This is a genomic window from Methylobacterium sp. Leaf125 (assembly GCF_001423085.1).
Lineage (GTDB): Bacteria > Pseudomonadota > Alphaproteobacteria > Rhizobiales > Beijerinckiaceae > Methylobacterium.
This window is the reverse complement of the sequence record NZ_LMNU01000001.1, coordinates 72,036-91,121: the sequence shown is the minus strand read 5'-3', so window position 1 is coordinate 91,121 and position 19,086 is coordinate 72,036. Positions and strand designations below refer to the sequence as shown.

General features: G+C 71.2%; 14 protein-coding genes. 7 read left to right on the top strand and 7 right to left on the bottom strand.

Features of this window, described 5'->3' with window-relative positions:
- Nucleotides 1-18: 18 nt before the first annotated feature.
- Both ASF58_RS00385 and ASF58_RS00380 read right to left on the bottom strand, forming a co-directional pair.
- Nucleotides 19-1,209, bottom strand: a complete 1,191-nt coding sequence (locus tag ASF58_RS00385; protein WP_082512837.1) for a phage major capsid protein — start codon at nucleotides 1,207-1,209, stop codon at nucleotides 19-21.
- Between the two features lie 140 nt (nucleotides 1,210-1,349).
- The gene (locus ASF58_RS00380) at nucleotides 1,350-1,982 is read right to left on the bottom strand and encodes an HK97 family phage prohead protease (protein ID WP_055945968.1); all 633 of its coding nucleotides are present in this window, start codon (nucleotides 1,980-1,982) and stop codon (nucleotides 1,350-1,352) included.
- Between the two features lie 188 nt (nucleotides 1,983-2,170).
- Between ASF58_RS00380 and ASF58_RS00375 the strand changes: the two genes are divergently transcribed.
- Entirely contained in the window at nucleotides 2,171-2,485 is a 315-nt protein-coding gene (locus tag ASF58_RS00375; protein ID WP_055945966.1) for a hypothetical protein, read from the top strand.
- Nucleotides 2,486-2,967: 482 nt separating this feature from the next.
- Here ASF58_RS00375 and ASF58_RS00365 read toward each other — a convergent pair whose 3' ends face one another.
- Both ASF58_RS00365 and ASF58_RS00360 read right to left on the bottom strand, forming a co-directional pair.
- Nucleotides 2,968-4,173, bottom strand: coding sequence for a phage portal protein (locus tag ASF58_RS00365; protein WP_055945962.1), 1,206 nt, complete (start codon nucleotides 4,171-4,173; stop codon nucleotides 2,968-2,970).
- A gap of 35 nt (nucleotides 4,174-4,208) precedes the next feature.
- Nucleotides 4,209-5,489 (bottom strand): terminase family protein, encoded by a 1,281-nt coding sequence (locus tag ASF58_RS00360; RefSeq protein WP_055945958.1) that lies wholly within the window; start codon nucleotides 5,487-5,489, stop codon nucleotides 4,209-4,211.
- Between the two features lie 1,112 nt (nucleotides 5,490-6,601).
- Between ASF58_RS00360 and ASF58_RS00355 the strand changes: the two genes are divergently transcribed.
- Nucleotides 6,602-10,654 carry a diguanylate cyclase gene (locus ASF58_RS00355; RefSeq protein WP_156375496.1) on the top strand — a complete coding sequence of 1,351 codons (4,053 nt, stop codon included), beginning with the start codon at nucleotides 6,602-6,604 and terminating at the stop codon, nucleotides 10,652-10,654.
- Between the two features lie 241 nt (nucleotides 10,655-10,895).
- Complete coding sequence (locus ASF58_RS00350) at nucleotides 10,896-11,327, top strand: cupin domain-containing protein (RefSeq protein ID WP_055948488.1); 432 nt, start codon at nucleotides 10,896-10,898, stop codon at nucleotides 11,325-11,327.
- Nucleotides 11,328-11,352: 25 nt separating this feature from the next.
- Here ASF58_RS00350 and ASF58_RS00345 read toward each other — a convergent pair whose 3' ends face one another.
- Nucleotides 11,353-11,934, bottom strand: a complete 582-nt coding sequence (locus tag ASF58_RS00345) for an SH3 domain-containing protein (RefSeq protein ID WP_055945952.1) — start codon at nucleotides 11,932-11,934, stop codon at nucleotides 11,353-11,355.
- A 277-nt stretch (nucleotides 11,935-12,211) separates the two neighbouring features.
- On the opposite strand from ASF58_RS00345, the gene ASF58_RS00340 reads away from it, so the two are divergent.
- The 3 genes from ASF58_RS00340 (at nucleotide 12,212) to ASF58_RS00330 (ending at nucleotide 14,897) form a co-directional block, all read left to right on the top strand.
- Nucleotides 12,212-13,216: a D-glycerate dehydrogenase gene (locus ASF58_RS00340; RefSeq protein WP_055945949.1), complete on the top strand. Its 1,005-nt coding sequence runs from the start codon at nucleotides 12,212-12,214 to the stop codon at nucleotides 13,214-13,216.
- Nucleotides 13,217-13,361: 145 nt separating this feature from the next.
- Entirely contained in the window at nucleotides 13,362-14,402 is a 1,041-nt protein-coding gene (locus ASF58_RS00335; RefSeq protein WP_055945946.1) for a PAS domain S-box protein, read from the top strand.
- 69 nt (nucleotides 14,403-14,471) lie between these two features.
- Entirely contained in the window at nucleotides 14,472-14,897 is a 426-nt protein-coding gene (locus tag ASF58_RS00330) for a SufE family protein (RefSeq protein WP_055945943.1), read from the top strand.
- An 18-nt stretch (nucleotides 14,898-14,915) separates the two neighbouring features.
- On the opposite strand, the gene ASF58_RS00325 is transcribed toward ASF58_RS00330, so the two are convergent.
- Both ASF58_RS00325 and ASF58_RS00320 read right to left on the bottom strand, forming a co-directional pair.
- Nucleotides 14,916-15,827 (bottom strand): DUF6456 domain-containing protein, encoded by a 912-nt coding sequence (locus ASF58_RS00325; RefSeq protein ID WP_244477141.1) that lies wholly within the window; start codon nucleotides 15,825-15,827, stop codon nucleotides 14,916-14,918.
- 213 nt (nucleotides 15,828-16,040) lie between these two features.
- Nucleotides 16,041-16,475, bottom strand: coding sequence for a MucR family transcriptional regulator (locus ASF58_RS00320; RefSeq protein WP_055945938.1), 435 nt, complete (start codon nucleotides 16,473-16,475; stop codon nucleotides 16,041-16,043).
- Nucleotides 16,476-16,927: 452 nt separating this feature from the next.
- Here ASF58_RS00320 and ASF58_RS00315 point away from each other — a divergent pair, with 452 nt between their 5' ends.
- The gene (locus ASF58_RS00315) at nucleotides 16,928-19,081 is read left to right on the top strand and encodes a S9 family peptidase (protein WP_055945933.1); all 2,154 of its coding nucleotides are present in this window, start codon (nucleotides 16,928-16,930) and stop codon (nucleotides 19,079-19,081) included.
- Nucleotides 19,082-19,086 lie beyond the last annotated feature (5 nt).

The window sequence follows — 19,086 nt, the reverse complement described above, 5'->3', positions numbered from 1 at the left end:
GGTCCGGGGGCGTCCGGCTCAGGCGGCGAAGGCCAGGAGCTTGATGGCGTCGAAGTCCTGGACGCCGCCGCCGACGCGCTTGGTGGTGTAGAACAGCACGTAGGGCTTGGCCGAGTAGGGGTCGCGCAGCACCCGCAAGCCGGCGCGGTCCACCACCAGGTAGCCGCGGCGGAAATCGCCGAAGGCGAGCGAGAGGCTGTTGGCGCCCGCGTTCGGCATCGCCTCCGCCTCCGCCACCGGGAAGCCCATCAGGGTCGCCGCGCGGTCGGCGGCCAGGGGCGGCTGCCACAGGTAGTTGCCGTCCGCGTCCTTGAACTTGCGGATCGTGCTCTGCAGGCGCCGGTTCATCACGAAGGTGGCGTTCTGCCGGTAGCCCGCCCGCAGGGCGTAGACGAGGTCGAACAGCACGTCGGACGGGTTCGCGGCCGCGAAGCCGCCGGAGACGCCCGTCGCGACGGTTCCGATCTTGCCCGGCACCCAGGCGGTGTTCGCCACGAGGTCGTAGGTCAGGAAGCCGCGCGGGCGGCTGACCCCGTTGCCGGTGACGAAGGCGGTGCTCTCCTGCTCGGCGAAGGCCGTCTCGACCTCGTCCGCGAGCCAGGAATCGAGGTCGACGATGGCGTCGTCGAGGAGGGTCTGCGTCGCCGCCGGCATGGCGTAGAGCTCCATGGCCGGGAAGGTCAGCTCGGACAGGAGCGGCGTGTCGGTCTGCGGCCGCGGCGCCGTCTCGGCGACCCAGCCCGAGACCGCATCGCGCACCGAGACCGCGCGCTTGTACTGCCCGCCGGAAATGACCCGGACCGTGGCCAGCGACCGGATCGGCGACAGGTTGGCGAGGCGGGTCAGCACCATGCGCTCGACCTCGGCCGGCACGAGGTAGCCGCCATCCGGGCCGGAGCCGGCCGAGAGGGCCTTCTCCTCGAGCCGCTTCAGGCCGCCGCTCTCGCCGGCCCGGACATAGAGGTCGAAGGCCGCCTTGTGCTCGACGCTGGCCGCGTCCCGGGGCGCCGGCGCACCCTGTCCCAGGGGCGGGCGGCGGCCGTCGAGGGCGAGGCGGTCGAGCCGGGTGCGCGCCGTATCGAGGGCGGCGTCGATGCGGGCGAGCTTCTCCTCGGTGAGCACGTCGCCGGGGGCGCGGCCCTCGATGGCGGCCAGCCGCGCGTCGTTGGTCTCCTTGAACGCCTCGAAGGCGTGGGCGAGCTCGGCCATGGCGGTGGCCACCCCCGGATCGGTCGGGGCCGGCTCGTGCGGGACGCGGCCCGCGGCCTTGTCCTCCAGGAGCGGCAGGGCGCCCTTCACCTCGGGGGCGTGCGGGGCGGCGGCGTGGGTCTCGAACGGGACGGGAACGGTCATGCGAACCTCGCGGGGCGGGCGGGCAGGATGGCGGCGGGCCGGGGCCCGGGCCGGGTGAAGGGGGAAGCCGCGCGCCGGGGCGGCGCCATGCGGTGGGCCAGGGCCCGGATGTCCTGCGCCAGGGCGGCGCCGGCCTGGACCGGGGCTGCCCCGCCTGGGATCACGGCGGCGCCGGCTTGGATCACGGCTGCGCCGGCCTGGATCACGGCTGCGCCGGCTTGGACCGGGGCCGCGATCCGCGCGCCCGCCTGGAGCGGAAAGGTGACCAGGGAGATCTCCCACAGGTCGATCGCCTCGAGCCGGCGCAGGCCGCCCCGCTGGGGCTGCGCCCGCACCGTGCGGAACCCGATCGAGAGCCCGTCGAGGCCGCCCGCGCCGAGCAGGGCGTCGAGCTCGCGGGCGCGCTGGACCGCGAGGTTGAGCCGGCCCGCCACGCGCAGGCCGCGGGCATCCTCGTGCAGGGCGAGCCAATGTCCCACCGGCTCGGCCGGATCGTGCTGCCAGAGCATCCGCACCCCCGCGACGCCCCGCGCCGCGAGGCTGGCCGCGAAGGCGCCCGGCGCCACCACGTCGCGCCCGAGATCGGGCACGCCGAACAGGCTGGCATAGCCGGTGAAATGGCCGTCCATGGGAGACTCCGCGGCGGGGATTGCGAGGGGGACGGTCCCCCGATCGGATCCTTGTCCGGGCTGCCCCGGTCGGGACCCCGTAAGGGGCCGGGGCCGGGGGAGAGCCGCGGTGCGACGGACCCGGGCGGTTCGCGTCGACCGCTTGGCTCCCCGGTGTCCACATCGTGTGTGCACAGTGGAGGCGGGTCGTGGCCCACGACGACGAGGCGTCACCGGTGCCGTCGCGAAAGGTCGGCGTGCGCGAGTTTTGCGGCAACTTCGCCGGTTTCATGCGCCAGGTGCGCCATGGTGCGTCCTTCGCGGTGACTGCCCGCCACGCGGTGATCGCGATCGTTCCGCCGCCCCCACCGTCAGCTCGGCGCCGGCCTGGCACCCTGCGCGGGCAGATCGACAGGGCACCGGATTTCGATGTCCTGCCCCCTGAGCCGCTGGCCGCCATGGAAGGCGAGGATGCGGAAGGCGAGGATGCGGAGGGCGAAGATGCGGAGGGCAAGGAGGCGTGAGGCTTCTCCTCGACACCCACGCCCTGCTCCGGTGGCTGCTCGCAGACCCGAGACTCGGCCGGGCCGCCCAGGACCTGATCGCGGACCCCGCCAACGACGTCCGCGTCTCGGTCGCGTCCCTCGGGAGATCCAGGGGAAGGTGCGGGTCGGGCAGCTCAAGGCCGATCCCGGCAGCATCCTCGACGCGGTGCGGGGCCAGGGCTTCGACAGCGTCGGGATCACCCCGGCGCATCTGCTGGCCCTCGGCGACCTTCCCCGGCAGCACGGGGATCCATGGCATCACCTGCTCATCGCCCAGGCGAAGGCCGAGGGCACCGTCTTCGTCTCCGAGGACCGGCACGTTCCGGCTTGCCCGGTGGCGTTCGTCCGCTGCTCCGGGTCGGCGCAGGTGCGGCTGGCGAGCCGGTCCGAAACGGATCCTCCGGGTTCGGACGGGTCCCGAGACGCAGGATCCGCGGCTCGGGTCGGCGGACCGTCCGACCTCAGCGCGGCCCGTAGCCCACCGCCTCGCGCTTCTCCGCCTCGGTGAGGAAGTCGGCGGCCTGGACCCGGCGCCACAGGCTCTCGCGCTCGGGGGCCAGGGCCTCGATGGCGTCGAGGTCGGGCTCCAGGCGGGCGGGGCCGAAGGCCGGCTCCAGCCAGTGGGCCAGGGCCTCGGCGGTGCGGCGCACCAGGGGGATCACGGTCTGGCGGTAGAAGGCGCGGTTGGCCTCGGCGTAGTTGGCATGGGTGTTGTCGCCGGGCAGGCCGAGCAGCAGGGGCGGCACCCCGAAGGCGAGGGCGATCTCGCGGGCGGCGCCGCTCTTGGCCTCGACGAAATCCATGTCCTTGGGCGAGAGCGACAGGGGCTTCCAGTCGAGCCCGCCCTCCAGCAGCAGGGGCCGCCCGGCATTGCCGGCGCCCTGGTAGTTCGCCTCGAGCTCGCCCTTGAGCCGGGTGAACTGCGCGTCGCTCAGGGTGGCGCCGGCGGCGGTGGCGAAGACCAGGGCGCCGGAGGGCCGGGCGGCGTTGTCGAGCAGCGCCTTGTTCCAGGCCCCCGCCGCGTTGTGGATGTCGAGGGCGGCGGCCGCCGCCTCCATCGGCGCGAGGCCGTAATGGTCGTCGGTGGGGTGGAACAGGGTGAGGTGAAGGATCGGCGGCACCCCGTCCCCGCCCTGGTCGAAGCGCAGGGTGCGGCCGCCCACCGCGTAGTCGTAGGCCGCCGGCCAGCCGTCGGGGCCGGGCAGCACCCGCATCCGGTCGGGACGCAGGGCGTGGAGCTCGCGGGGCACGCCGTCGAGGCCCGTGGCCTGGAGGTAGGCGTTCCCCGAGACCATCAGGTGCCCGTAGAGCGATTCGAGCAGGGCCGCGCCGCCCTGGCGCGGGTTCGGCCGGGTCAGCAGCGCGGTCAGCGGGTGCGGTTCGGCGACGCCGGCCCCCGCCAGCCCGAGCGGCAGGGCGGCGGCGGCCTCGGCCACCAGCCGCACGGCCCGGTGGACGATGGCGTTGCGCTGGAAGCCCGCCCGGGCCAGCGCCCCGATGTCCCGCGGCGTCCAGGAGGCCCGGCCCTCGCCGTAGAAGGCGACGCCGACGCCCGCAACGGCTGCCGCGAGGGGAGCGGCCTTGGTGTCGGGGGCGGCCTTGGTGTCCGGTGCAGCCTTGGTGTCGGGGGCGGCCCGGCGCACGAGCCGGGAGAGGAGGTTCGCCATCGGGGCCTCGCGGAAGCATCGGTGTGGAACGGCGGTCAGAGGCGCCGGATGCGCGGCTCGGGGCCGCTGCGCAGGAGCAGGTGCGTCAGGGCCCAGACCAGGGCGTCGAGGCGGTCCGGCGAGGCGCCGGAGGAGAGGCCGTCCGGCCCGAAATCGCAGAGCTCGTCCTCCAGCGCCGGCAGGGCGCCGACGTGGTGGACGCGCCCTTGCGCGTAGAGCATCGAGACCGGCTCGGCCCGCAGGTACTTGCCGCGCGTCGCCCGCACGGGGGTCACCGGCACGGCGGCGTCGACCTGGTGCAGGACGGCGGTGGCCATCTCGCCCCCCTGGTTGACCTCGACCACGAGGCTGTCGGCCGCGAGGCGGTGGTAGAGCGCCAGCGCCGTCGCGGCCCAGGCCTCGGGGGCGGCCCGGGCCAGGGTGGCGTCGGCCAGCACGTAGGCTTGGCCCGCGGCGTCGAGGCCGGCGGCGACGATCCCGCAGGCATCCGCCCCGGCCTTCGAGGAGGCCGGCGGGTCCACCGCCACCACGATGCGGCGCAGGGCGTCCGGCGCCGTCGGGACGCGGGCGGCCTCCAGGCGGTCGCGCTGCCAGAGGGCGTCGGCCCGGTCCGCGATCAGCTCGCCGTCGAGCTCCTGGCGCCCGAGGCGGGTGCCGGCATAGCGCCCCACCACCGCCGCGAGGAAGGCCGGGGCGAGGTTCGCCGCGTTGTCGGCGGTGCGCGCCCGGCTGACCACGGTCAGCGGATCCGCCAGGATCCGCCGCAAGAGCGGGATCGGCCGGGGCGTGGTGGTGACGAGGCCGCGCGGACGGTGCCCCAGGCGCAGGCCGAACTGGATCATATCGTAGGCGGCCTCGGCGTAGCGCCACTTGGCGATCTCGTCCGACCAGGCCGCGCCGAACTGGGGCCCGCGCAGGGAATCCGGCTCCTCGGCCGAGAAGGCGAGGCCGATTGCGCCGTTGTCCCATTCGAGGCGCCGGCGCGAGGGCGACCAGCGCGGCCGTTGCCCGGGCAGGCCGAGGAGGCCGGACGGACCCTCCACCATGACGTCGCGGACATCCGCGAAGGTCTCGCCCACGAGGGCGATGCGCCCGACCGGGCGGGCGGTGAAGGCCGGGTCACCCAGCGCCAGGGCGCGGACCCACTCCGCCCCCGTCCGGGTCTTGCCCGCGCCGCGCCCGCCGATCACCGCCCAGGTGGTCCAGTCCGCCAGGGCTGGGCAGGGCGGAAGCTGGTCGTCGCGCGCCGCCAGGAGCCAGTCCGTCGCCAGGGCCCGGATCTGGGCCGGCGGCAGGCTCGCCAGCAGGACCGGCATCCGCCCGCTCGCCGCCGAGCGCCTCAGCACGGCGCGCGATCTCCGCGCGCAGGGCGGGCAGATCGTCGGCGAACCGATCGCCGGACGAACCGCCGCTGTCGCCGGAAGCCGAGCCATCGCGTTCTCCCCGCCCGTCATCCGTGGTCTCGTCGAGGAGGCGCTTCAGCCCGCCGAGATCCCGCAGGACCCGGGCGCTGTCGAAGGCCGGAACGCCCGCCGCCCCGTTCAGGGCCGCGTCGAAATGCAGGATCTGCCGGGCGATCTGCGCCCGGAGCGCCGCCCGCATCCGGCGGGGATCGGTGTCCAGGCCCAGGGCGCGCCCGACCTCGCCGGGCCGGCGTCCCTCCAGGCCGCACTGGGCGAACAGGGCCTCGGCCCGGTGCCGGGCCACGCCCAGGGCCTGGGCCAGGTCGCCGATGTCGATCCAGTCCTCACGGTAGAGCCGCGCCACCGCCGCCCGCCGCGCCGGCTTCCAGCGCGCGGGGGTGAAGGCCGTGGAGGCCGTCGCCGCCGCGGGGCGCCAGCCGAAGCGCTTGTTCCAGGTCCGGATCGTGGTGACCCGCACCCCGGTCTCGGCCGCGATGGCGGTAACGGGGCGCGCGGTGTCCCGCATGGCCGCCTCGACGGCCCCCCGGATCGACGCGACGATCGGCACGAGCTTCGCCATCGCCGCCTCCCTTGCCACCCGCACTTCCTGAGCTTGCCGTAGGGATACCCCAGGAGCGTCGCGGTGTCAAATATATAATCCTAATTCGGATTTTATTCGTAGATCGCCCGAGTGTCCCGCGGGGCCGGGATCGTGGCTGCCGGCGCGGCACCCGGGGGCGGGGCGGTCGCGCGGTCGGCAGAATTCGCGCGCCGACCGGCAGACCTCCGAAGTCCGCGGCTTCGCGGGGGCCTGACACGATGCGGCCTGGAGCGTCCGTTCGAGAAAACGGCAGGTATTTGCGCGCCTCAGTACGGTATCGGACGGGGATCGAAACCGCTGAGATCTTCGGGAGCCAGATCTCGAGCCGAAGACTTCCGACGACTGACTGCGGTGGCAACGCGATCTTAGTATTTTGTCAGCACGATCTCGCTTCCGATCGGTGGTTTCTTGTCTGGGTCCCACGGTGTCACGCCCGCACACGCTGAACATGGAGCGCCCGACTCACCTCTCGCGCGTGATCACGGGTTTCAGCGTGGCGGTCGTGGTGGTTCTCTGCGCCATGACCGGCGGCGTCGTCCTGAACATGCGCGAGCATGCCTGGAGCCAGGCCACCCTCACGTCGGAGACCCTGCTCCGCAGTGCCGAGCGCACCCTCGACCGCGATATCGAGCTCTACGATCTCTCGCTCCAGGCCGTCGTCGAGCGCCTGCAATCGCCCGAGCTGGAGGGCATCTCCCCGGAGGTCCGGCGGCTCGCGCTCTTCGACCGGGCCTCCTCGGCACCGGGTTTCGGCTCCATCTTCGTTCTGGACGAGCACGGACAAGCCTACGTCGATTCCCATTCGGTCGTTCCGCGCCGCCTGAACGCGTCGGACCGCCGGTACTTCCGGGTCCACCGGGACCGTGCGGATCTCGGGCTGCATCTCGGGCGGCCGATGCGGTCGGGCGTGAGCGGCCGGTTCGTGCTGCCGCTGAGCCGCCGCGTCAGCTACGCGGACGGGTCGTTCGCCGGCGTCGTCATCGGAACCATCGAGATCGCCTACTTCACGGAGATCTTCCGCCGCCTCAACACCGAGGCGAAGGCCGCCATCAACCTCTTCCACGACGACGGGGTCCTGCTCGTCCGAACGCCGGCCGACTCGCTCCTGCCCGGCCGCGACATGTCTTCCGTGGCCAGCGTCCAGCGCTTCATCCGGGAGGATTCCGGCCAGCTGATCGCCTCGTCGTCCATGGACGGCGTCGACCGCCTGTACACCTTCAAGCGCGTCGGACGCTGGCCGCTGCGCATCAACGTGGCCCTCAGCATCGCCTCGATCAACGAGGCCTGGCGGCCCAAGGCCCTGTCCCTCGCCCTCGTCCTGGTGGCGATGTGTGCCGCCACGAGCGTCCTGTCGGTCTTCCTCCATCGGGAGCTGCGCCGCCGGATCAGCGCGGAGGACGCCGCGGAGGGGACGCGCCTCGAACTCGTCCGCCTCGCGAGCACCGATGCCCTGACGGGATTGGCGAACCGCCGGCAGTTCGACGAGGCTTTGGCGGCGGGCCGCGCAGAAGCCGGGCCGGACGCCATGGCGCTGCTGCTGTTCGATACCGACCGGTTCAAGCGCTACAACGATCTGTACGGTCACCTGGCGGGCGACCGGGTGCTGAAGGCCATCGCCGCCACCCTGATGCGCGAGGCCCGCGCCGCGGGCGGTCTCGCCTGCCGGATCGGCGGCGAGGAATTCGCGCTGATCCTCGCACCTGCGACCGAGGCGGAGGCCCTCGCCTGCGCCGAGCGCGTCCGTCAGGCCATCGTCGCGGAAGGGATGCCGCATGCCGGCCAGGATCACGGCGTCGTCACGGTCAGCTGCGGCGTCGTGCACGCCGCGCACGGCCCCGGCCTGACGACGGAGGCGTGGTTCGAGGCCGCGGACGTCGCCCTGTACGAGGCCAAGCGGCAGGGCCGCAACCGGGTGCTGGTCGCGGGCGCACGGGACGCGGGAAGCCCGGCCTGCGCGCCGACCGCCCCGGTGCCCGCAGGGTCCTCCGAACGCGTCCCGCAGGCCGATGCCGATGCCGAGGGCGAATTGCAGCGGATCCTGAAGCGCTACACGGCGCTGATCGACGCCAGCGCCTCGACGGTCTGGCGGGCCGGCCCGGATGGCCGCATCATCGACAGCGGGGGCTGGGAACGCCAGACGGGCCAGGACCAGGGGGCCGCCGGGGGCGATGGATGGCTCGACGTCGTCCATCCCGAGGACCGCGCCCATGCGCTGTCGGCGTGGCGGCGGATCACCGCCACGGCGGAGACCGGCGTCGTCGAGTACCGGGCCCGCCACGCGTCCGGCGGGTACCGCTGGATCTCGGCCCGCGCCGTCCCGCTGAAGGACGAAACCGGCCGGCTCGTCGAGTGGGTCGGCGTCGCGACGGACATCCACGAGGCGCGCCAGGCCACGGAAGCGCTGCGCATCCAGGAGGAGCGCCATCGCCTCGCCGTGCGTGCGACGCGCGACGCCGTCTGGGACTGGGACCTGACGACCGACGAGACCCAGTGGAGCGAGGCCGCTCCGCATCTCTTCGGGGAAGGCGATTCCGGAAGCGACCAGGGCGGCGCATCGTGGGCCGGCCGGATCCACCCGGATGACCGGGCCCGCGTCCTGGCCTCCGTCCAGGAGGCCGTCGGGGGGCCGGACGACCGGTGGGACGAGGCGTACCGCTTCCTGTGCGTTGACGACACCTACGCGGAGGTGATCGACCGGGGCTTCATCGTGCGGGACGAGGCCGGGCGGGCCCTCCGCATGGTCGGGGCGATGCACGACGTCACCGAGCAGCGCGAGGCGAACTCCGCCCTGCGCAGCAGCGAGGAGCGCCTGCGCCTGGCGCTCCAGGCGGGGCGCATGGTCGCCTGGGAGCGGGACATGACGACGGGATTGGCCACCCGCTCGGCCAACGCGATGGCCTTCCTGGGCATCGGCTCGGGGTCGATCGCGCTGCTGATCGACCAGGTCCACCCGGCCGACCGGCCGCAGGTCGAGAACTTCGTCGCCTATGGCGGAACCGCGCACGCGGTCGAGTTCCGGTACTTCCATCCCGCGGGGCCGATGATGTGGCTGATCATGCGGGCCGATCGGGTCACCGACGACCGGATCGTGGGCATCACCTTCGACATCACGGACCGCAAGCGCGCCGAGGAGCATGCCTGGTCGGTCGCCCATCACGACGGCCTCACGGGCCTCGCCAACCGCGGCTTCTTCCTGCAGCAGCTCGAGGCGGCGCTGACGGAGGCCGAGCGGGCGGGGGCGTGCGTCAGCCTGCTGCTGATCGACCTCGACGGGTTCAAGGACGTGAACGAGACCCTGGGCCACGACGTGGGGGATGCCGTGCTCGTCGAGGTCGCCCAGCGCCTCCGGGCCGGTCTCGGCCCGCGGGATGCGGTGGCGCGCCTCGGCGGCGACGAGTTCGCGCTGTTCCTGACCGAGGCGCCGGGGCTCGCGCACGCGGTTCCGTTCGCATCGACGCTGTTGGAGCGGCTTCGCGCGCCGCTGAGCTATCGCGGCCGCGCGCTCACCTGCAAGGCCAGCATCGGAATCACCGCGTTTCCCGACCATCACCGCGATGGCCTCGAGCTGCTCAAGGATGCGGATATCGCGCTCGACCGCGCCAAGGCGTCGGGGCGGAACCGCGCCGTCGTGTTCGATCCGTCCATGCGCGCCGAAACCGAACACCGCGTCGGCCTCATCGCGGAAATCCGCGCCGGGATCGACGCCGGCGCCTTCGTGCCCTTCTACCAGCCCAAGGTCTGCCTGCGGACCGGCGCCGTCGTCGGCTTCGAGGCCCTGGCGCGCTGGCAGCATCCGACCCACGGCCTGGTGACGCCCGGCTATTTCGGGCTGGTCTTCGAGGATCCCGAGCTCGCCACGGCCCTGGGGGATTGCCTGATCCGGCAGATCGCCGCCGACATGCGGAGCTGGCACGGGGACGCCCTCGCCTTCGGTCGCGTCGCGGTGAACTTCGCCTCCGCCGAGTTCCGGAAGGCGGATCTCGCCGGCCACGTCCTCGCCGTCCTGGAGCAGTTCCAGGTCCCGGCCGCCGCCTTCGAACTGGAGATCACGGAGACCGTCTTCCTGGGCAAGGGCTCCCATTGCGTGCCGCAGACGCTGCAGCGCCTGCACGACGCGGGCGTGCTGGTGACGCTCGACGATTTCGGGACGGGCTTCGCGTCCCTGACGCATCTGAAGCAGTTCCCGGTGGGCCACATCAAGGTGGACCAGAGCTTCGTGCGCAACATGGAGAAGGACCCGGATGACGCCGCCATCGTGGCGGCGGTGATCGGCCTCGGGCACAGCCTGGATCTCCAGGTCACGGCGGAGGGCATCGAGACCCGGGGGCAGGCGGAGCAGCTCGTCCGGATGGGGTGCGATTACGCGCAGGGCTACCTCTACGCGAAGCCGATGATCGGCGCGCGCATACCCTGGTTCCTCCGGAACTGGACCGGCGCCGCCCAGGGGGCCCCCGAGGCGCAACGGGCCTCCGCGTGAGGCCGGCCCGCCGCCCGGGCCCGCCGGACCATCCGGCAGGCGGGGCGCATCGACGGCGGGACGCGCGTCCTCCGCGCCTGGCTCGCCGCCGCGCGCACCACGCCGCCGCGCCGCGCCGCGGAGCCCGAGCCGTCCGGGCCGCTGGGACGGGACGGCGGAATCGGCGGGCCGACAGGCTCCCCGGCGCTGCGTTTTCCGCTAGGCTGTCGGACATCCGAGGAACGGGAAGGACATGCGGGCGATGAGTACGGACAGCCTGACGGCGCACGGCGTCTTCGACGTGGCGGAGCAGGCCGCGCGCCTGCCCGAGACCTCCGACACCATGGTGGCGGATCACCGCTTCACCGACGATCCGGCGGCGAGCGCCCGGGTGTTCCGAGTCTACCACCCGACGCCGCCGCACAGCCACGCCTCCTGCGACGAGTACCTCTACGTGCTGTCCGGGCGCTGCCTGATGAAGTTCGGCGACGAGACGCCGGTGGAGGTCGGCCCCGGCAAGCTGGTGTTCTTCAAGCGCGGCGTGGTGCATTCGGTGCCGGAGATCCTCGAGCAGCCGATGGTGTTCCTCTCCGTCGACACGCCCCGGCGCGAGCCTCGCGACATCCGCTTCGTCAGCGACGGCACGGGCACGCCCGACACCTTCATGCGGCAAGCGTGCATGCGGCAATCGTGAGCGGCGCCCGTCCCGCGGGGGCGGCCTACTCGACCTTCTCGTTGGGGTAGACGCCCCAGAGCCGCTCCTGGCGGATGTAGCCGTCCACGTCGCCGCGCCGCTGCGGCAGCGCCACGATGATCCGGCACCAGGTGCCCGTGCAGGTCTTGACGCTGCCGATGACGCCGGCCTGGAGGCGGGCCTCCTCGCCGGAGGCCTCGTCAGCCTTGGCGTAGAGCGGCACCGGGGCCTTGTCGCCCCCCTTGTCACTTCCCTTGTCGCTTGCCTTGCCGGCGGTGACGATGGAGGTGCGCCGGCCCGAGAGCAGCGAGTGCAGCACCCAGCCCTCGGTGCCCTCCGAATCGCGGATGCGGCGCCAGGTCTCGAACTCGGCGACGATCTCGACCGGCAGGCCGGCGCGCTGGAACACCCAGAGGGTGCGGTGGTCCTTCGAGGGCCCCTCGCGCAGGTTGACCCGGTCGGTCTTCAGGCTGGCGTAGCGCGGCAGCGGCAGCTTCGTCACCGGCCCCAGGGCGACGTCGGGCCCGGCCCCCGAGGCCGGGGCAGCCGCGGCGGCGCCGGCCGACAGGAGGGTCGCGAGGGTGAGGAGCAGGGCAGGCGCGCGCATCGTCCGGTGATCCTTCACGCTGTCCGGTTGCGGGCCGAAGGCTGGCGGCCGGCCCCGGCGTGCATTGTGTTCCGCGGCCTCTCTGGTAGAGAGGCCTCAGGGTCGAGAGGACCCTGGGGTCGTGGCCTTCCGGCCGTCGGCTCGGTCGTCTCGAATGTCTTGACCGGTGCGTGGTTAACGCGCGGTAAGCCGGCGGTGTCGCCCTCGCATCGGAGATCGCGCCGGAGACCGGCCGGGTCGGATCGGGGCTGGCCGACACCGTTCGCGGGGAGGGTGCATGTCGTCGTTGAAGCGCAAGCCGCTCGTGGTCGTCACGCGGCGTCTGCCCGAGGTCGTGGAGGCGCGCATGCGCGAGCTCTTCGAGATCCGACTCAACACCGACGATGCCCCGATGGCGCCCGACGCCCTGATGGCGGCCGTGCGCGAGGCCGACGTCCTGGTCCCGACCGTGACCGACGAGATCGATTCGGGCCTCCTCGCCCAGGCCGGCCCGAACCTGCGGCTGATCGCCAACTTCGGCAACGGCGTCGACCACATCGACGTCGCCGCGGCATTGGAGCGCGGCATCACCGTCACCAACACCCCCGGCGTCCTCACCGAGGACACCGCCGACATGACCATGGCGCTGATCCTCGCCGTGGCCCGCCGGGTCACCGAGGGCGCCCGGATCATTCCGGACGACGCCTGGACCACCGGCTGGTCGCCGACCTGGATGCTCGGCCGCCGAATCACCGGCAAGCGCCTCGGCATCGTCGGGATGGGCCGGATCGGCCAGGCCCTGGCCCGCCGGGCCAAGGCCTTCGGCCTGCAGATCCACTATCACAACCGCCGGCGCGTCCCGGCCCAGATCGAGCGCGACCTCGACGCGACCTACTGGGAATCCCTCGACCAGATGCTGGCCCGCGTCGACATCGTGTCGGTGAACTGCCCGCACACGCCGGCCACCTACCACCTGCTCTCGGCCCGCCGCCTCAAGCTCCTCAAGCCCGAGGCCGTCGTGGTGAACACCGCCCGCGGCGAGGTCATCGACGAGACCGCCCTCGCCCGCCTGCTCGAGGCCGGCGACATCTCCGGGGCCGGCCTCGACGTCTTCGAGCAGGAGCCGGCGGTCAGCCCCCGCCTGGTCAAGCTCGCCCGCGCCGGCAAGGTCGTGCTGCTGCCCCACATGGGCTCGGCCACCCACGAGAGCCGCGTCGACATGGGCGAAAAGGTCATCATCAACATCAAGACCTTCATGGACGGGCACCGCCCGCCCGACCGGATCCTGCCGAGCATGCTCTGACGGTGGGGCTGTCCCGCGGCATCCATGCCTGCAGCGGATGGCGGCCCCCCATCACAACGTAGGATCGGAACGGGCCCATGCCCGGCACGTTGACCGGCGCTGGCTCGGGCGGGGTCGGTGTTTGGAACGGGTGGATCGAGACATCATGGCCGCGGACACACCGTCGACCGAGGCGGCATCGGTGAGTGTAATGGGGTGCGGCGAGTTCCGGCGTTTCGCCGATTTCGTGCCTCTGATGATGTGGCGTGCCGATCCCCAGGGAGCCGCCGTCCATCACAATGAGTCCTGGCTCGCCTTCACGGGCCGCTCGGTCGAGGAGGAACTCGGCCACGGCTGGCGCCGCGGCCTCCATCCCGACGACCTCGAGCGCCATGCCGCCATCGTGGCCAAGGCCTTCGCCGCCCAGGAACCCTTCACGTCCGAGTTCCGCCTGCGCCGGCACGACGGCGCTTACCGGTGGCTTCTCGATACCGCCAAGCCCTTGCTCGAGAACGGCGATTTCGTTGGCTTCCTCGGGACCTGCTTCGATATCACCGACCGCAAGCATGCCGAGGAGCACTCGGAGCGCGCATTGGTGGAGAAGGAGGCGCTCCTCGCCGAGGTCTACCACCGGGTGCGCAACAACCTCCAGGTGATGGTCAGCCTGATCGGCCTCTACGGCCGCGCCGCGCCGGCCCCCTGCCGGGGCAGCTTCGAGGCGCTCGGTCAGCGGGTCCGTGCCATCGCCCTCGTGCAGCAGCACTTGCACGAGGCACCGCACATCGCCTCCATCGACCTGCGCGACTACCTGCACCGTCTCGCCTCCGGCCTCGGCCAATTGCGCCGGGCCGGGCGCATCGGCGTCACCGTCGGCGGTCACGGCAGCAGCCTGGTCGAGCCGCGCACCGCCAACGCCCTGGGGATGATCGTCGCCGAGGTGGTGTCGGAATGCCTCGACACCACCGCAGAGACGGTCGCTTGCGCCATCGCGATCCAGATCGACGCGGCAGCCGGCGGCCCCGTGCGCCTGAGCATCGTCTCCGGCGCGGGGGAGGGCGCTGCCCCTGGCAAGCTCGAGGTACCAAATCTCGGCCCTCGCCTGATCGCCGCTTATGCGTCCCAGGCCGAGATCGCCGTTCGGGGCGTCGGCACCGCCGCCGAGCCCCTGGAACTGCAACTGCCCGAGGTCCTCGCGCAGCCGTCCTGAGGATCGCATTGGCGCTGGGATGAACTATATGCGCGAGGGTGCCGCTGCGCAGGAGCCGTTCCCCCACCCATGCTTCCAGACATCGCGACGATCATCGACAACTTCAGCATCCTCGATGAGGGGCCGGACCGCTACGAGTACCTGATCGAACTCGGGCGAGCCCTGCCGCCGTTCCCGGAGGCGTTGCTGACCGAGGAGAATCGAGTCCATGGCTGCGAGAGCCAGGTCTGGGTCGACGCCCGTATCGACCGCGCCGAGGCCCCGCCCCGCCTGCACCTGCGCGGGACCAGCGATTCCGTGATCACCAAGGGGTTGATTGCCCTTGTCATGGCCCTGCACGACGGCAAGGCGCCGGAAGACATCGCCAAGGTCGATGTGTTCCAGACCTTCAAGGAGATCGGGCTCGGGGCCCATCTGACCTCGAAGCGTTCCAACGGCGTCCGGGCCATGGCGGAGCGCATCCACCGGGACGCGATCCGCCTGACGGCCGCCTGAACGGCCCCCCAGAACCGGTCAGCTCCGCCGCGCGACGTTCAGCGAAGCGTCCCGCCACAGGCGCGGGCGGGCACGGTCCGGTCCGACCGCGGCGCGCTCCAGTCCATAATGTTCGGCCAGGCGCGCCAGGGCGATGCGCGCCACCACCTTCGCCGAGCGGGCCGGCCAGCGTCGCTCCGCCTCGATCCGCTCGAGGCCCTTGAGGAAGCCGCACAGGTCGATCAGCAGGCCGGACAGGTCGCTGCCGACAGCGTCGAGGGCCGCCCGGACCCGCTGGCGAGCGGCCAGCATTGCGTTGGAGCCTGCGGCCGGATCCCGCGGACCTGATCCATCGACCTTCACACCGCTCCAATCCTGACCCATCCGCGGCATCAGCGCCGCCCCGGTCAGGTCCCGTCGCAGGCGTTCCCCCGCCTCGAAGCAGGCTGCGTCGATGAGGGGGGTGCCGTCGCGATCCCGCCGCCGTGCCATCCAGGCCAGGGGGCTCTCGGATGCATCCCGGACCGGCCGATCCGGCGCGAGGGAGCTGCTCACGAGATCGAGGTGCTGGGCGAGATACGGTGTCTGCGAGCCGGCCGCCTCCCTGCGCAGCCGCGCCCGTCCCGCCGGGCTGATCGTCATGCGGGCCCGGCGTCCCGAGCCGTGTTCCGCCAGATCACGTGCCAGCAGTTCGGCACCGGCGCTTCGTCCGAAGCGACCACCCCCGATGGAGATGCCGGTACCGCCCTCCCGGACAATCCAGTCCTCCGTCTCGGTGGGATCGGGCAGCGCGTAGGCCCCTTCCTGCGCCAGGGCGTTGAGAAAACGACGGGCTTCGGAGCCCAGCGTCTCGCTTCCGCGATGGGCGGGCTGAGGGCGCGCGAGGCGGGATCCGTGCTCCTGAGCCGGCTGCACGGCAGCGATCGACGGGACAGTCCGCTCAATGTTCATGTTTTGTTCCAGTACTCAAGACGACAGCGCCACGCGCCGGAATGCCGACAGTACGGGAAAAATATCCTAACACAAGTCTTGACGGCGATTTCGCCGAACGCCCATCAGCCAGTCCCGACTCGGAATGATCGGGCCCGGTCACACGCGCTTCAAGGAACTTCGCAAACGCAGATAGGCTCCGGACGCCGCGGGCGCTCCGGAGCGCTCGCAAGCTTACGCCGCTTCGTCGTAGTTTCCGTTGCGGGTTTGTCCGAGACCGATCGCCTTCGCCAGGTCGGAGCGCGCCTTGGCGTAGTTCGGAGCAACCATCGGGTAGTCGGGCGGCAGGCCCCACTTTGCGCGGTATTGCTCGGGGCTCATGTCGTACTTGGCACGCAGGTGGCGCTTCAGCGACTTGAAGGTCCGGCCGTCTTCGAGACAAATGATGTGATCGGCCGTCACCGACTTCTTCACGGAGATTGCGGGCTGAAGCGACGCTGCAGGCGCCTTGGCCTCGATCTGCCCGCTGGCAATTTGGGTCAGCGCCCCATGAATGCGCGTGATCAATTGAGCCAACTCGCCGGGAGGCACCGGGTTGTTGCTCACGTAAGCCGAAACGATGTCGACGGTCAGTTCGACATAATCCGCGGAGTGTTCGATGTCGGTCATAATCGGAAGAGCTCTCCTGACGCGGTGCAGTGGATAAGGTACGCAAGCAACTCGACCGCCATCGCGCCGATGCTCGCTCGTTCTGTGGGGCGATCCCGCAGCGTCACCGTGTGTCCTGCATGCGCTATAGAATGCGCAGCAACTTCGCCTGCTACGATTTCTTGATATGCTATTCTCGATGACATCGCAAGACGGGCATGCGCAGTTCGATAACGTCAAGCAACTGTTGCGAACAATATTTCAACCGTGCCGAATTCTCGGGATCTTCATCCCAGCTGACTGAGCACCAGCCCCGTGAAACCCTTGGACAGATTGCCGCAGCCGCAGCCGCGTTCGTCGGTTCAGCTCACGGCGGCCCGCATGCTTGCTTGCTGCCCACGTCCGCGCCACATGGCACGACAACGTGGAGCGACGCGTCTCCGTGTCTCGACCCTGCGTCAGGATTTTTCGCAATGGCTTCCCAGTCAACAAGCATTTCGGTTTCGGCCACCGCTCCGGTCGCGGACGTGCGCCCGCACACCTACGAAGTCCATGGTCGCATGATCCGCGACAACTATGCTTGGCTGAAGGCTGACAATTGGCGGGATGTCCTCAAGGATCCCGCGGCCTTACCTGTTGATATCCGGGAACACCTGGCAAGCGAGAACGCCTACTCGGACGCTGCGCTCGCGAGCACCGCTGCACTGCGCAAAACACTCGTTGCCGAGATGCGCGCGCGGATTCGGGAGGACGACAGCAGTGTGCCCGAACCCGACGGCCCCCATGCTTATTACACCCGCCATCGCGAGGGTGGACAGCATCCGTTGGTGTGCCGGCGTCCGCGCACCGTCGTGGTGATCCCCGGCCAGGGCGCCGAGACGGCGGCCGACGGGGGGCCGGAAGAGGGGGAGGCCATCCTCATCGATGGTGACCGCGAGGGGGAGGGGCTGGCCTTCTTCGAGATCGCCGCAGCCGTCCATTCCGACGACCACCGGTTGCTCGCCTGGAGTGCCGACACCAAGGGCTCGGAACTGCACAGCATTCGAGTGCGCGACCTTGATTCAGGCTCCGAGCTGACGGACCGCGTCGAAGCGACCACCGGTGAGGTGGTCTGGACCGCCGATTCCCTAGCATTCTTCTACGTCGCCGTGGACGACAACCACCGGCCCGCGCGGGTCATGCGCCATCGCCTCGGTACCACGCAGGACGCTGATACCCTCGTCTACGAGGAGGCCGATTCCGGCTTCTTCGTCCATATCGAGGAGACGCAGTCAGGCGACTACCTCACGGTAACGGCCAGCGACCACGAGACGTCCGAGGTTCATCTGCTCGATCGTCGGACGGGGGAGGGCACGCTCACCGTGGTGCAGCCGCGCGAGCCGCTGCTGATCTACTCGGTCGAGAACTGGGCCAACCACCTCTTCATCCTCACGAATGCCGACGGGGCCGAGGATTTCAAGATCGTCACCGCCCGGGTGGAGGCTCCCGGTCGCCAGAACTGGGCCGACGTCATTGCCCACCGCCCGGGCGTCATGATCCGTCACCAGCACGTGATCGCCGACCATCTCGTGCGCCTCGAGATCGAGAATGCCCGCCCGCGCATCGTCGTGCGCGACACCAAGGGCAACGAGCACGTGGTGGCCTTCGCCGAGGAGGCTTACTCCCTCGGCCTGCAGCCGGGGCATGAGTTCGAGACGGCGGTGATCCGCTTCACCTACTCGTCGATGACGACGCCCGCGGAGACCTACGATTACGATTGCGTCACCCGGGCCCGGCAGTTGCGCAAGCGGCAAGCCGTTCCGAGTGGCCACAATCCTGCGGACTACGTCACCCGGCGCCTGTTCGCCACCGCACCGGACGGCGAGACCGTGCCGATTTCGCTGCTGCACCGGCGCGACTGCCCGCTCGACGGCACCGCCCCGCTGCTCCTTTACGGCTACGGCTCGTACGGGACGCTGATGCCGGCGGCCTTCCGCACCAACCTGCTGTCCCTGGTGGACCGCGGCTTCGTCTACGCCATCGCCCACGTGCGGGGTGGGACCGAGAAGGGCTGGCGCTGGTACCTCGATGGCAAGCGCGAGAAGAAGCCCAATACCTTCTCGGATTTCGTTGCCTGTGCCCGCGCTCTGATCGAGGCCAACTACACCGCCCAGGGCCGCATCGTGGCGCATGGCGGCTCGGCCGGCGGCATGCTGATGGGTGCGGTCGCCAACCTCGCGCCCGAGCTGTTTGCCGGCATCGTCGCCGACGTGCCCTTCGTCGACGTGCTGAACACCATGCTGGATGGTGAACTGCCCCTGACGCCCCCCGAATGGCCGGAATGGGGAAACCCGCGCGAGAGCCTCGCGGCCTTCGAGACCATCCTGGCCTACTCGCCCTACGACAACGTGGCGGCCAAGGCTTACCCCGCGATCCTGGCGCTCGGTGGCCTGACCGACCCGCGCGTGACCTACTGGGAGCCGGCGAAGTGGGTCGCGCGCCTGCGGGCGACCATGACGGGGGGTGGACCGATCCTCCTGCGCATCAACATGGAGGCGGGGCATGGCGGCGCCGCTGGGCGCTTCGATCGCCTGGAGGAGGTCGGCCTGATCCAGGCCTTCGCCCTGCAGGCCGTCGGCAGGGCCTGAGGGCT